This is a genomic window from Variovorax sp. 20P10.2.4 (assembly GCF_058244205.1).
Genome location: NZ_JBZAYE010000177.1, coordinates 1 through 12,460 on the forward strand (window position 1 = coordinate 1; position 12,460 = coordinate 12,460).

Below are 12,460 nucleotides of genomic sequence, written 5' to 3' on the forward strand. Positions count from 1 at the left end.
CATCGCGGTGAAGGAGACCGGCCCCAGGCCCGCGAACTCGACGACCCGCAGGCCGCGCAGCGGGCCGGCGGGCGATGGGGGCGCGTTCTTCGACGTGTCGTTCATCGCTGCATGGTGCCGCCGGGCTTGCGCCGCCGCGATGACCGCCGCGCTCGTTCCCCATGACCCCTGCGCGCCGCGCCATGCGGGTTGCGCGCGGCGGTCATGGCGTGGGCCGGACGGGCCTTTCATCATGGCGCCAACCAAAGGAGCCGAACATGAAAGCATGGGTGAGTCATCGCCCCGGGGGACCGGAGACGCTGGTGTGGCAGGAGCTGCCGGATCCGGTGCCCGCCGACGGCGAGGTGCTCGTGAAGATCGCCGCGGTGGGCGTCAACTATCCCGACGGCCTGCTGATCCGCGACCTCTACCAGGTCAGGCCCGAGCGGCCCTTCGTTCCCGGCAGCGAGTTCTGCGGCGTCGTGGAGCAGGCGGGCCGGGGCGTGTCGGGCCTGCGCGAGGGTGACCTCGTCATCGGCCGCTGCGGCTGGGGCGCCATGGCCGATCGCATCGCCGTGGCCGAGCAGCGCTGCGTGCGCGTGCCGGCCGACACGCCGCGCACGCAGGCGGCCGCCTTCATGTTCGCCTATGCCACCGCCTACCACGCGCTGTGCGACGCCGCCCAGTTGCAAGCGAAGCAGACGGTGCTGGTGCTGGGCGCCGCGGGCGGCGTGGGGTCGGCCGCGGTCGAGGTCGCGCATGCACTGGGGGCCCGCGTGGTGGCTGCCGTGTCCTCGCCCTCCAAGCTGGCCTTCGCGATGGCGCGCGGTGCGGCGGGCGGCCTCGTCTACGAACAACAGGTCGAAGGCAGGGAGGCGCAGCAGGCGCTCGCGCGCCGCATCAAGGAGGCGGTGGGCGGCGACGGCTGCGACGTGGTGTTCGATCCGGTCGGCGGCGGCTACACCGAACCCGCCTTGCGCAGCCTGCGCCGCGGCGGCCGCCACCTGGTGGTGGGCTTCACCGCCGGCATCCCGAGCGTGCCGCTCAACCTGGCGCTGCTCAAGAGCCGCCACATCGTCGGCGTGGACTGGCGCAGCTTCGTGCAGGAAGACCCGAAGCTCAACGACCGCAACGTGCACTCGCTGCTCGCGATGTGGCGCGAGGGCCTGCTGCAACCGGAAGTGACCGAGACCTTCGCGCTGGCCGACGCGCCCGCGGCCATCGCGCGGCTCGATGCGCGCGGCGCGCTCGGCAAGATCGTCGTGGTCGCGTGAAGGCGGCGGCCGCCGGGGCCGCCGCTTTCTTCTTCAGTTCAGTTCGCCCGACAGGATCTCGCGCGCCATCACGATCTTCATGATCTCGGTCGAGCCTTCCATCTGCTTGCACATGCGCAGCAGGTTGTGGAAGTCGAAGAAGGGATAGTCCTCGATCGCGAGGCCGCGGCCGCCCAGCACCTGCATCGAGCGGTCGATCACGCGCAGCCCCGCATCCACGCAATAGGCTTTCACCATGGCCGCCTGCATCCGCGAGGCCGAGTAGCCGCCGCGCGCCACCATCCAGGCCGCGTAGTAGGTGTTGAGGCGGATCGATTCGATGTCGTACTGGTTGTCGGTCAGCATCCACTGGATCGCCTGGTTGTCGCCGAGCGCCTTGCCGAACACCTTGCGCTCGCGCGCGTATTCGACCGCCAGTTCCTGGCTGCGCTCGGCCATCCCGAGCGCGGTGCCGCCCAGGCGCAGGCGGAAGCGGTTGAACTGGTGCTGGGCGATGGAGAAGCCCTCGCCCTCCGCGCCCAGCAGGTTCTCGGCCGGCACGATCACGTTCTCGAGCCGCACCTCCTGCTCCGTGCCCCATTGCCGCGCGATCACCGGGATGTCGCGCGACTTCGTGAAGCCCGGCGTGTCGTTGTCGACCAGGAACACGCTGATGCCCTTCGGCCCCTTGCTCGGGTCGGTGACCGCCGCGACCGCCGTGTACGACGCAAAGTGATGGCCGGTGCGCCACATCTTCGTGCCGTTGAGCACCCAGTGGTCACTCTTTCGCACCGCCGTCGTGCGGATCCCCGCGAGGTCCGAGCCGGCCTCGGGTTCGGTGAAGCACATCGACCAGCCGGTCTTGCCCTCGAGCACCGGATAGAGGTACTTCTCGCGGATCTTCTCGGGCGCCTGGTAGAGCACCGGCCAGGGCGCGAACGGCCCGCCGGGCATGCGGCGCGGCGACTTCGAGAACTCGGCGAGCACGATCACGTCCTCCATCGGCCCCAGGCCCTGGCCGCCGAATTCCTTGGGCACGATCAGCTTGGCCAGGCCGTACTCGGCCAGCTTGCCCTTCAGGTGGGCGTTGAGCTCGGGGCTGTAGTCGCAGTTGGCGACCGGCCATTCACGGTAGTGCGGCAGGACTTCCGTCCCGATGAAGCTGCGCGCGCGCTGCTGAAGATCGCGTTGCGCGGGGTTGAGTTCGAAATCCATGGTGTGCCTCTTGTGTTTGGACATGCGCCCGATGGCATGTCAACGCAATCGATTGGATCGGCGCGGGCGCGTGGCCTCCATGGCACCGTCGTTCAAACTGCATGACATCGCTGCCGTGACGCAGTGTCCGGAAAGCGGACGCCCGTTGTCCCCGGATCATCCGGATGCCGCCGCGGCGGCGATCGCAAGTCGTTGATTTCAAAGGATCGCGGTGCTGGCACGTTGCGTGAGATGTCCTGGGGACATCCACCCCCCACAAGCTTCCGAGGACCTCCCCATGCCACATCACCATCAGCCCGCCGAGCACGACGACATCTGGTCCGTCGAGGGCCGCTTCCAGCACCTGATCTACAGCCCCAAAGGCGGCATCGAAGGGCTGTTGATCGAAACCGAAGGCATCGTCACGCAGTTCGCGATCGATCCCGACGACGCCGCCAGCGTCGCCCAGTTGCTGAGCCTTCGTCGCGACCAGGCACTGGTCGTCGAAGGCCGCGAAGCCAGACCTTCACCGAAGGGCGATGGCGAACACGTGGTCTACCACTTCGAGCGACTGGCCGCCATCGACGGTCGCGCGACCCACTCGGCTGCACGAGAAACGCAGGTGCATGGAAAGGTCGTGCGCCTGAACTTCGCGAAGCATGGCGCCGCCAATGGCGTCGTTCTGGACAGCGGCGACTTCGTTCACCTCCGTCCGCAAGGCATGGAGCGCCTGCAACTGAAGCCCGGAGATCAGGTCCAGGCGGAAGGCGCGGCGCATCCGCTCGTCACGGTCAGCGGATGGGTGATCGAAGCGCACAGCGTGAACGGCGAAGTGCTTTGAGCTTGCGCCACGGCCCGACAGTCGTCCTGTCGGGCATCGACTTGCCTGGCCGTGCGGCCGAGCGCGGCAGCGCTGCCCTACTCCCGGTGCTCTTCCTTCTTCGGCTGTTCGACATGCTGAGGCGAAGCCGGTGGGTGCCCTGCCTGGACGTGCACAGGAGGTGCCGGGTGCTCTTTCGGCATCGGCTCATGCATGCGCAAGGCCTGTTGCGCTTCCGATCGGCGTGGTGCATCGACCTGGCGTTCTCTCTCCATCGATGCGGGGGCAACGGATGGCGGGCGCTGCTGTGCGCTTGCCACAGGTTCCGCCCTTCGCGGCGCTTCAGGCGTCAGCCGAGCGGAGGCTGCGGCCGGCACGGCGGGCTCGACCACCTTGGCCGCAACAGGGGGTGGCGCGACCCGGGGATGCCCTTCAGCGGGTGCCACCTGGATCTGCGGCGGCACTGCGACCGTCTGCCGCGCAGGCTCGACAGCCCGGGAGGTGACGGGCGGATGCCCAGGCACAAGCGCCGCGACCGGCTTCGCGCTGTCCGGGACCGGGGCCATCGCATGCACCACGGAAGGCAGCGCGGCGGCCAGATGGGCACTTGCCGGAACGGCAGCTTCAAAGGAGCGGCCGCTGGCCGTGGCGCTGGCGGGTGCCACCACCGTGACCGTGCGCGTGTTGTTGATGTTCGTGACATTCGTGACGTTCGTCGTGGTGTTCGTCACGTTGTAGATGGTCGTGTTCTGCACGCGCATGCCGACGTTGGTCACGGGCGGCGCGCTGACGACCACCGCGGGTGGAGTTCCCACGGGTGCCGGCACGATCAAGCCGAGGCGCGAGCCGGGCGGTGCGGGAACGAATACGCCTTGCGGCCCGATGGGTGCGAGCCCGGCCACCACGCCTGCTGCCGCAACTGAAACCACCAAGCCAAGACCTGGCGGCGGCGGAATGAACGCGACGCCCGGTGCCGACCAATGGCCGGTGATGAAGACCACCATGCCATCGCGATGCTCGTAGTACGGCTGCACCCAGCTATAGCCTGGTTCGGGCGGCGTGGCCCAACGTCCCGCGGCCCATACCCAGTTGCCCTGCCATGTCCAATAGCCGCCAGTCCAGACCGCCCCCGCGAAGGGAGGTGCCGGCGGTCTCTCCACCAACATGGGCGGCGGCGCCCATGCCACGGCGATCGGCGGCGGCTGATACAGCGGCGGATCGACATACACGCTGACGACACGCGGAGCAACGGATGCGACAGGCACGGGCTGGACCGTGGCATGAGACACGAGCGGTGGCTGCACGACACAGCCCGCGGCCAGGAGGGCCAAGGTCATTGCCGAAATTTTGACAATGGAGAATGAAGATGTATTGCTCATTGTTCTTCTCGATTAGCGTGCATCGCGGCACGGGAAGAACCTAACGGGCACCGAGAAATTGGCGCTGACAGCGTTGAAGAGAATTTCTCTTCAACGCGGTTCTTTTCTTTTCAGTCGCGAACCGTCAGGTGGCACTCAGGCTATCGATACCTGTGTTGCAATGACTTGGGCGAAGTACCGGCGATTCAAGACAGAAGCTCGAAGCTTCAAAGGTTGCACATCCCGTGCAATCAGCAGCTGGCCAACATCAGCCCGCTGACCGTGCACTTCCCGCGTCGCGCAATGGAGGTGTCCGGAAAGCGGACGCACGCTGTCCCCGAATCATCCGCATGCCGGCGCGGAAGTTCCCGTAAGTCATTGATCTCAAAAGATCTCGGCGTTGGCACGTTGCGTGAGATGTCCCTGGAACATCCACCCCGCAAAGAGCATCCCATGGCAGTCCGCACCCTCTTCATCGCCGCCGCCTTCTTGCTCGCAGGCGGCACGGCCTTGGCCCAGTCGGCTTCGCTTCCGCCGGGGCCCGATGCGGCGCCCAAGGTCGGCACGATCGTCACTGGTTGGACTTCTTCGCACCCGACATCAAGGGCGTCGTCGATCTCTTCCTGACGGCCTTCACCTCGGCACATTCGCCCGAAATGCACAACGCGCTTGCCATTCGGGCAGCGCGCTACACGACGCCGACCGGGCCCGGTTCGCGAGCCATCGCGCCAATGCTCGACGACCCGGCATCGCGCAAGCGTCCTTCGAAGAAAGATAAAAAAAGGATCGGCAATTCGCGCGCAATTCCTACGGCCGCGCCATTCCTCCGTATCTGTCATCCAGCCCTGAAGCCCAAGTCGGGCCGATGAACCTGTGACTCAGCTCGATCCCGCTTGCACCCATGTATCTACACAGCCTGTTCAAACACCTTCCCACCACCGAGCGCGAGTACCTCGTAAGCCGCAGTGAGTTGAAGACCTATCGGCGCAATGAGAAGGTATGTGCGACAGATGAGCGAATCAAGAAAGTATGTCTGGTTGCCTCAGGCCTGCTTCGGGTGGTCGTAGACGAAGACGTCACGACAGACTTCGTTCGCGAAGGTGATCTGTACCTCCATCTCGAAGCAACCGAACCGACATACGTTCTCGTGGCCGCTCTGCCGACTTCCGTCTACTTCGTCCCGGCGGACGACATCTGGACGATCTGCAGGGAGTATCCCCAAGTCGCGTTGGAGCTTCTCAGACTCACCAGCGAGCGCGTTGCAAACCTCAGAAAGCATTTGCAGCAAATTTCTTCGAATACATCGGAGGCTCGAATCGCCTGTGCCATGCATGAACTCACGCTTTTGGCGCCTGGTAGAAATGGTGGCTATGACAAGCGCATCTCACAAGGAGTCATCGCGTCGTACACGGCACTTTCACGCGAAGTCGTCAACAGAGCCATGCGCGATCTGCAGGTTCGAGGCTTGTTGCGTAAAGATCGGAATGCCGTTCATCTGCAGATGGCTTCGAAAGCTGGAACACCATCTTCGCTGCGCGAAGAGATCGGGCCACCCAAGCTGTGATACCGATCACATTATTGATGCGCCTTTGTGCCACACAACACATCCTCGATACGAAAAAGGAGAAGAACCGATTTCGGAGCGGGTCCTTATCTATAGTACGTTCTTCTACACATTGCTTCTTTGCTCGCACAAGCAGAACCAGCTGACTTTCGTACCGTATGAGCAGCCCTGGAGAGCAAGACCCGCCACCCGAATTGACAGATGGGCGTCGGGACGATGGCGAGCCGCAGGCCTCTGCAGGTCATGGCACGGTACTTTGTCGGTTCAGCCTCCCCTTTCAACTGAGCGAATTCCGTCGCTCCTCTCATCCGGCGAGTGCTCTATTCCGCCTCGCGACCAGGGAGGAGGTCGACTCCTGGCTGCTGAAGAAGGGGCGATCTTTCAGAACGGACAGAGACCTCGTTCTACGCTATTCGCTGGAACTGCGCGATCTTCGCCATGAAGACGAGCCTCCCATGTGCTTGAAGAGCATCGTCGCCGATGAGCGAGCAGCGGCCATGATCGCAGCTGTATTTCTCAGCACATTGCACTTCAGCTGCGAGACTTGAGCAGGCGATGAGCGCTTCCAGCTCAGGCATGACCGGCCCTCTGAGGAAGTTCAGCAATTAAAAAAAATGAAGCGCGATCTTCGCCTGGCCAAGTTTCTGCTATTGACCGTCGTAGTTTCAGTGTCGTGCGCCACCATTTGGCAAATCTGGGCGACGCGCCAGCGCACCCTGAATGAGATCAATACCAACAGCCTCAATCTGGCACAGGCATTGAGCACTTACGCCGAAGGCATCTTTTCTCAAAGCGCCATGTTGTTGAGTGTGGTCGAGAACCTGGAGGCCGAAGGTCGCGCCCCTAAAAATCTGCAGCGCATGCAGTCGCTCGTCAGCCGCCGGGAAGGACTGCTCGATCAACTCGACAGTGTCTTCATCGTCGACGCTCGAGGCCATCGCCTGATGCCGACCCATTCAGAAGATCCGAGATCGACCGACAGCAGCAAGAACGCCTACTTCGTTCACCATCGAGACAACGCCACCCATGACATCTTCATCAGCTCGGCGGCTCGCAGTCGCCCGGGCAGCGAATGGGAGCTCACCGTCAGTCGTCGCCTGCAGGACAGCGACGGAAACTTCGCCGGCGTCGTTGTTGCAACGCTGGATATTGGCGACTTCCTGCAACCATTCGGCGCCATCGATATTGGAAAAAGCGGCGCCATCAGTCTCAGCACAACCGATGGACAATTGCTGCTGCGTTACCCTTCGCGGGTCGAAGACATGGGCCGCAACCTGTCCGGATCGCCTAACTTTCGGCGTTACTACAGCGAGATTGCCAACAGGGGGACTGCGTCTTTTCGCTCCCAGTTGGACGGGACCCATCGGCTCTACGCCTTTCGAAAGGGCGACCACTATCCGATCGTGACGACCGTGGCCCTCGGCAGGGATGAGATGCTCTCTGCCTGGCGACACCAGTCGTTGCTGACATTGTGCGTCGTGGGCGCATTGCTGGCCGCCGTGACGACAGCGGGCTTGCGGCTGATCGTCAACATCAACGGTCGCGTCAGCGCGGAATCCTCACTGGTAGCAGCGCGGGAAGAACTATTGCAGGCCAATCGCCGCCTGGAGGTCCTGGCGTCACAGGATTCGCTCACCGGCCTGGCCAACCGTCGGGTTTTCGAGCAGGCGCTGGAGCTCGAAGCGCGACGGGCAGAACGCGAGAACACGCCCTTGTCGTTGCTGCTTTTCGATCTCGACTATTTCAAACGCTTCAACGACACCTATGGCCACGTGGCCGGGGATCAATGCCTGAAGATCGTCTCCGACACATTGGCCTACAACGTTCACCGCCCGGGCGATCTGGTCGCTCGATATGGGGGCGAAGAGCTTGCGATCATCTTGCCCCATACCGAACTGAAAGGGGCATGCGAGCTGGCCAACGCATTGCTCGATCGCATACGCTCCCTGAACATCCCGCACAGCGCCAGCCCGCATGGGCGCGTCACCGCCAGTGCCGGCGCGGCCACATTGAATGGCATGAGCTCCGCCAATTGGAAGCTGCAACTCATCGAAGCAGCGGATCGCTCGCTCTACAAGGCCAAGGAAAGTGGGCGCGACAAGGCGATGGGTTGAGTGACTCGAGGGCAGCCCTGTTAAGCTTTTTGCCGAAGAGACGACAGACACACCTCGGCAGCCACGCGGTACGAGGTAATTGGAGCCCCGAATGACCCTGCCTCAGACCGTGCCGGATTCGCTTGCCTTGATGCGGACCGTGCCCACCGAGCGCGCCTTCGAACCCGAGCCGCTGAGCACCAACGTCTTCAGCCGCTGGGGCGAGACGATGTCGTCGAAGATCCTCACGCTGCAGGCCCAGAATCTCCAGCCTTCCGAGCACTTCTCGGGGCAGGCCTGCATCGCGCGCTTCCACCGCTGCGTGGTGGCGGACATCCACAGCAGCGCGCACCGCGTCATGCGCACGCGCGCCCTGGCGTCGGAGGACCAGGACCGCTACTTCAAGGTGATCTGGCAGATCCAGGGCCGCAACCTGATCGAACACAACGGCCATTCGGTGACGATCGATCCCGGCCAATGGACGATCTACGACACCTCTCGCCCCTACTCGGTCGAAACCTCGAACGGATCGCGCTTCATGGTGCTGCTGGTGCCCGTCTCCGAGATGGGACGCTGGAACCCGGGCATCGAGTTCGTCACCGGGAAGGTGCTGCCGACACGCGGAACCGCCGAGATCGCACGCTCGGCCCTTTCAGGCATGTTGTCCGGCTTCGTCGAGCTCGAACAACAGGGCGCCATCGTGATGCAGGACTCGATCAGTGCGTTGATCGGCACCGCGGTGGCGCAGATCCACGGCAGTTCGCCGAAGCAGGACGGGGCCATCTCGCAGCGGCTGCAGAAGGTGCAGGCCTTCATCGAGAGCCGGCTCACCGAACCCGAACTGAGCCCCGAACTGGTGGCACGCGAATGCGGCATGTCGCGCCGCAGCCTCTACGCGGCCTTCAACGCACTGGGCCAGACGCCCAGCAGCTACATCATGAACCGGCGCCTGGCCGTGGCGGCGCAGCGGCTGGTCGAGCAGTCCGAGCGCACGACCATCACGCAGGTCGCCTTCGAACTCGGCTTCTCGGACGCGGCGCATTTCTCGCGCGTGTTCAGCGAGAAGTTCGGCCAAAGCCCGAGCCGCTGGCGCAACCAGCAGATCGCCGGCCACTGACGCGCGTTCACTTCGGCCGGCGCTCGCCGGCCTCAGGGTAAATACCCGGGCGCTTGTGCACGGTCAGCCAAGGCGCCGCATCAAGGTGCAAGCCCGTTCGGCTTCCTTTTCATAACCTCGATCCATCATCGACGGAGCTCGGGCATGACTGGCGCATCGCCAGCATCCGACTCCGCGAAGCTGATCTCGAGGACTTTATGGAAACAGCTGGCGAGAGTTTGAATGTGGGCTTCATCGGCCTGGGCGTGATGGGGTCGCCGATGGCGACGCACCTGGCGCATGCCGGCCATCGGCTGACGCTCAACGATGCGAACCTGGAAGCCGCGCGGGAACTGGCACGCACGCTCGGCGGCGAGGCGGTCGCGGTGATGACGCCCAAGGAGGTTGCGGCCCGCAGCGACATCGTGATCACGATGTTGCCCAACGGAGAAGTCGTGCAGGCGGTGGCGCTCGGCGAGAACGGCCTGCTGGCCGGCTGGCGGCCCGGCACGCTGTTGCTCGATACCTCGTCCTCGCAACCCTGGCTGACCCAGCAGACCGCGAAGCAACTGGCCGCGGCCGGCATCGCCATGGTCGACGCCCCGGTGTCGGGCGCGCAATGGGGGGCACAGGAGGCCGCGCTGGTCTTCATGGCCGGCGGCGCGACCGAGGACCTCGAGCGCGTGCGGCCCTTGCTCGACCGCATGGGGACCTCGGTGTTTCATCTGGGCGAGGTGGGCTGCGGCCATGCCATGAAGTGCATCAACAACCTGATCACGGCCATGACCTTCAGTGCCACCTGCGAGGGCTTGACGATGGGCAAGCGCTACGGCCTCGACCCGGCCGAGATGGTGCGCGTGCTCAACGTCTCCACCGGCATGTCGTGGATCAGCAAGACCCACATCGAGCAGCGGATCCTGAGCCGCACTTTCGACGATCCCTTCAAGCTCGAGCTGATGCTCAAGGACATCGGCATCGCCAACGCGCTGGCGCGCGAGACCGAGACCTCGGCACCGATCTCGGCGCTGGGTCAGCAGCTGTGGATGGCGGCTTCGCGCTTCGCGGGGCCGGGTGCCAGCGTGAGCGAGCTGGGCCGCTGGGTCGAGCAGCAGTCCGGCACGGCGATCGAGCCCGGTGCCACGCCGCGCCAGGCCTGAGGTGGAGCGATGAAGCTGGAACGCCGACTCGCCGAGTTCGTTGTCACCTTGCGCGCCGACGAGGTGCCCGAGGACGCGCGCCGCATCCTGCGCTGGATGGTCATGGCGGTGACCGGCACCGGTATCGCGGGCGCGGCCGAGGACGGCATCGAGGCCCTGCGCGCGGTGCTGGCCGAGTCCGGCGGTACGCCGCAGGCGACCGCGCTGGTCTACGGCGATCGCCTGCCCGCGAATGCCGCGGCCCAGTTCAACGCCACGATGTGCCGTGCGCTCGACTACTGCGACGCGATGGCGCCCGGCCCGCACATCGGCTCGGCCCTGCTGCCGGCGGCCTTCGCGGCTGCGGAGCTGGCCGGTGGCTGCAGCGGCTCGGAGTTCCTGGCCGCGCTGGCGGCCGGTGCCGAGCTGAGTTCGCGGCTCAACCTCAGCGAAGCCCAGTACGACGGCTTCGATCCCACCGGCATCGCGGTCGTGTTCTCGGCCGCCGCGGCCGCCTCGCGCATCCTCGGCCTCACGAGCGAGCAGACCCTGCACGCACTGGCGCTGGCATTCAACCGCTGCGGCGGCAGCTTCCAGAGTCATGTCGATGGCTCGCTGGGCGTGCGCGTGGTGCAGGGCTGGGTCGCGCAGGCCGGCGTGCAGTGTGCCGAGCTGGCGCGCCGCGGTGTCACGGGGCCGGTCAATTTCCTCTCGGGCCACTACGGCTACGGCCACCTCTATGGCCGCGGCACGCTGGACCTCGACGCCGTCGGCGAAGGACTGGGCACGACCTGGCGCCTGCACCGCATGGTCTTCAAGAAATACCCGAGCTGCGGCGTCACGCAGGGCGTGACCGAGCTGGCGCTGTCGCTCCTCGAGGACGGCGTCTCGGCCGAGGACTTGCGCGCGGCCGAAGTGCGCTTGCCGCCCTACGCCTTCCGGCTGGTCGGCAAGCCCTTCGATCCGGGCACCAACCCGCGCGTCGACGGCCAGTTCAGCGCCGCCTACTGCGTCGCCAATGCCTTCGCGCGCCGCGCGTCGAAGCTCGCGCACTTCGCGCCGGAGCAGGTGCTCGATCCCGCGCTGCGCACGCTGATCGACCGCATCACGGTCGTGCCCGATGCCGCGCTCGATGCGCGCGGCCATACCGCGGTCGACCTCACTGTGCACGCCGTCGATGGCCGCAGCCTGCGGCGCTCGCTCGACATCGCGCCGGGCTTTCCGGGCGCCGACCTCGACGAGACGCAGCACCGCGCGCGCTTCGACGACTGCCTGGCCTATGCCCCGCGACCCATTGCGGCGGAGCGCATCGAACCCTACCTGCAGGCGCTGCGCGCCTTGCCCGAAGTCGCCGACGTACGCAGCCTGATTCCGCTGCTGGTCGCCTGATGGACGCGGGCGTGATCGGCTCCGGCACGCCGGCCAGCGCCACGGGCGCGGCGGTCGGTTTCGACGGTCTCGACGGCGTGGGATGGGCGCTGGCGTCCAGCCTTGCCCGCGCCGGCCATGTGCTGGTGGTGCACGACGACGACGCCGCGCGGGCCCGCGCCTTCGCGCAGGAGTTCCAGTGCCGCGCGGCGAACGATCTGGCCGGGCTGTCGGCGTCCGGCCTGTTGCTCTTCGCGCCGCCGGGCTTCGCGGTACGAGAACGGATCGCGTCCGTCTCGCAGGGCCTGCACCCGGGCGCGATCGTGGTCGACCTCGGCGCTGCCGATCCAACGCTCACCCGCAGTCTCGGCGCACGACTCGCACAGCGCGGCATCGTGCTGATCGACGCGCCCCTGTGCGGCGACGCGCAAGACAGCGCTGCCGCCGCCATCGTTCATGGCTGCGACGACGACTCCGCGCTCGACGTCGCACTGCCCGTGCTGCGCACGCTGGGCCTCGAGCTCGTTGCCGGTGGCGCACTGGGATGCGGCCAGGCGCTGCGCCTGGTCGAGGCCCACGTGCATGCCGACGTGCTGGCG

The 12,460-nt window shown here is 65.7% G+C and carries 12 protein-coding genes; 9 read left to right on the forward strand and 3 right to left on the reverse strand.

All coding sequences use genetic code 11. The features are described 5' to 3' along the window. Positions 1 to 257 precede the first annotated feature (257 nt). A complete protein-coding gene (locus AC27VN_RS17995) occupies positions 258 to 1,253 on the forward strand; it encodes an NADPH:quinone oxidoreductase family protein (RefSeq protein WP_490877392.1) in 996 nt (331 codons plus the stop codon). A 33-nt stretch (positions 1,254 to 1,286) separates the two neighbouring features. Here AC27VN_RS17995 and AC27VN_RS18000 read toward each other — a convergent pair whose 3' ends face one another. Further along, a complete protein-coding gene (locus AC27VN_RS18000; RefSeq protein ID WP_490877393.1) occupies positions 1,287 to 2,447 on the reverse strand; it encodes an acyl-CoA dehydrogenase family protein in 1,161 nt (386 codons plus the stop codon). Positions 2,448 to 2,724: 277 nt separating this feature from the next. Here AC27VN_RS18000 and AC27VN_RS18005 point away from each other — a divergent pair, with 277 nt between their 5' ends. Next, positions 2,725 to 3,267, forward strand: coding sequence for a hypothetical protein (locus AC27VN_RS18005; RefSeq protein ID WP_490877394.1), 543 nt, complete (start codon positions 2,725 to 2,727; stop codon positions 3,265 to 3,267). Positions 3,268 to 3,344: 77 nt separating this feature from the next. Here AC27VN_RS18005 and AC27VN_RS18010 read toward each other — a convergent pair whose 3' ends face one another. Next, positions 3,345 to 4,625, reverse strand: a complete 1,281-nt coding sequence (locus tag AC27VN_RS18010) for a hypothetical protein (RefSeq protein WP_490877395.1) — start codon at positions 4,623 to 4,625, stop codon at positions 3,345 to 3,347. A gap of 557 nt (positions 4,626 to 5,182) precedes the next feature. On the opposite strand from AC27VN_RS18010, the gene AC27VN_RS18015 reads away from it, so the two are divergent. Continuing rightward, positions 5,183 to 5,473, forward strand: a complete 291-nt coding sequence (locus AC27VN_RS18015) for a hypothetical protein (protein ID WP_490877396.1) — start codon at positions 5,183 to 5,185, stop codon at positions 5,471 to 5,473. A gap of 32 nt (positions 5,474 to 5,505) precedes the next feature. Next, the gene (locus AC27VN_RS18020) at positions 5,506 to 6,168 is read left to right on the forward strand and encodes a Crp/Fnr family transcriptional regulator (RefSeq protein WP_490877397.1); all 663 of its coding nucleotides are present in this window, start codon (positions 5,506 to 5,508) and stop codon (positions 6,166 to 6,168) included. 404 nt (positions 6,169 to 6,572) lie between these two features. Here the strand turns inward: AC27VN_RS18020 and AC27VN_RS18025 are convergent, their stop codons facing one another. Further along, positions 6,573 to 6,746 (reverse strand): hypothetical protein, encoded by a 174-nt coding sequence (locus AC27VN_RS18025; protein WP_490877398.1) that lies wholly within the window; start codon positions 6,744 to 6,746, stop codon positions 6,573 to 6,575. Positions 6,747 to 6,782: 36 nt separating this feature from the next. On the opposite strand from AC27VN_RS18025, the gene AC27VN_RS18030 reads away from it, so the two are divergent. The 5 genes from AC27VN_RS18030 to AC27VN_RS18050 form a co-directional block, all read left to right on the forward strand. After that, positions 6,783 to 8,282 (forward strand): GGDEF domain-containing protein, encoded by a 1,500-nt coding sequence (locus AC27VN_RS18030; RefSeq protein WP_490877399.1) that lies wholly within the window; start codon positions 6,783 to 6,785, stop codon positions 8,280 to 8,282. Positions 8,283 to 8,373: 91 nt separating this feature from the next. Further along, positions 8,374 to 9,378, forward strand: coding sequence for a helix-turn-helix domain-containing protein (locus AC27VN_RS18035; RefSeq protein WP_296783896.1), 1,005 nt, complete (start codon positions 8,374 to 8,376; stop codon positions 9,376 to 9,378). A 197-nt stretch (positions 9,379 to 9,575) separates the two neighbouring features. Further along, on the forward strand, positions 9,576 to 10,514 hold the full coding sequence (locus AC27VN_RS18040) for an NAD(P)-dependent oxidoreductase (RefSeq protein ID WP_490877400.1): 939 nt from the start codon (positions 9,576 to 9,578) through the stop codon (positions 10,512 to 10,514). Positions 10,515 to 10,523: 9 nt separating this feature from the next. Next, positions 10,524 to 11,882, forward strand: a complete 1,359-nt coding sequence (locus AC27VN_RS18045) for an MmgE/PrpD family protein (protein ID WP_490877401.1) — start codon at positions 10,524 to 10,526, stop codon at positions 11,880 to 11,882. Continuing rightward, positions 11,882 to 12,460 (forward strand): NAD(P)-binding domain-containing protein (locus AC27VN_RS18050; RefSeq protein WP_490877402.1); only part of this gene is annotated, 579 nt, incomplete at its 3' end. The genes AC27VN_RS18045 and AC27VN_RS18050, both read left to right, overlap by 1 nt.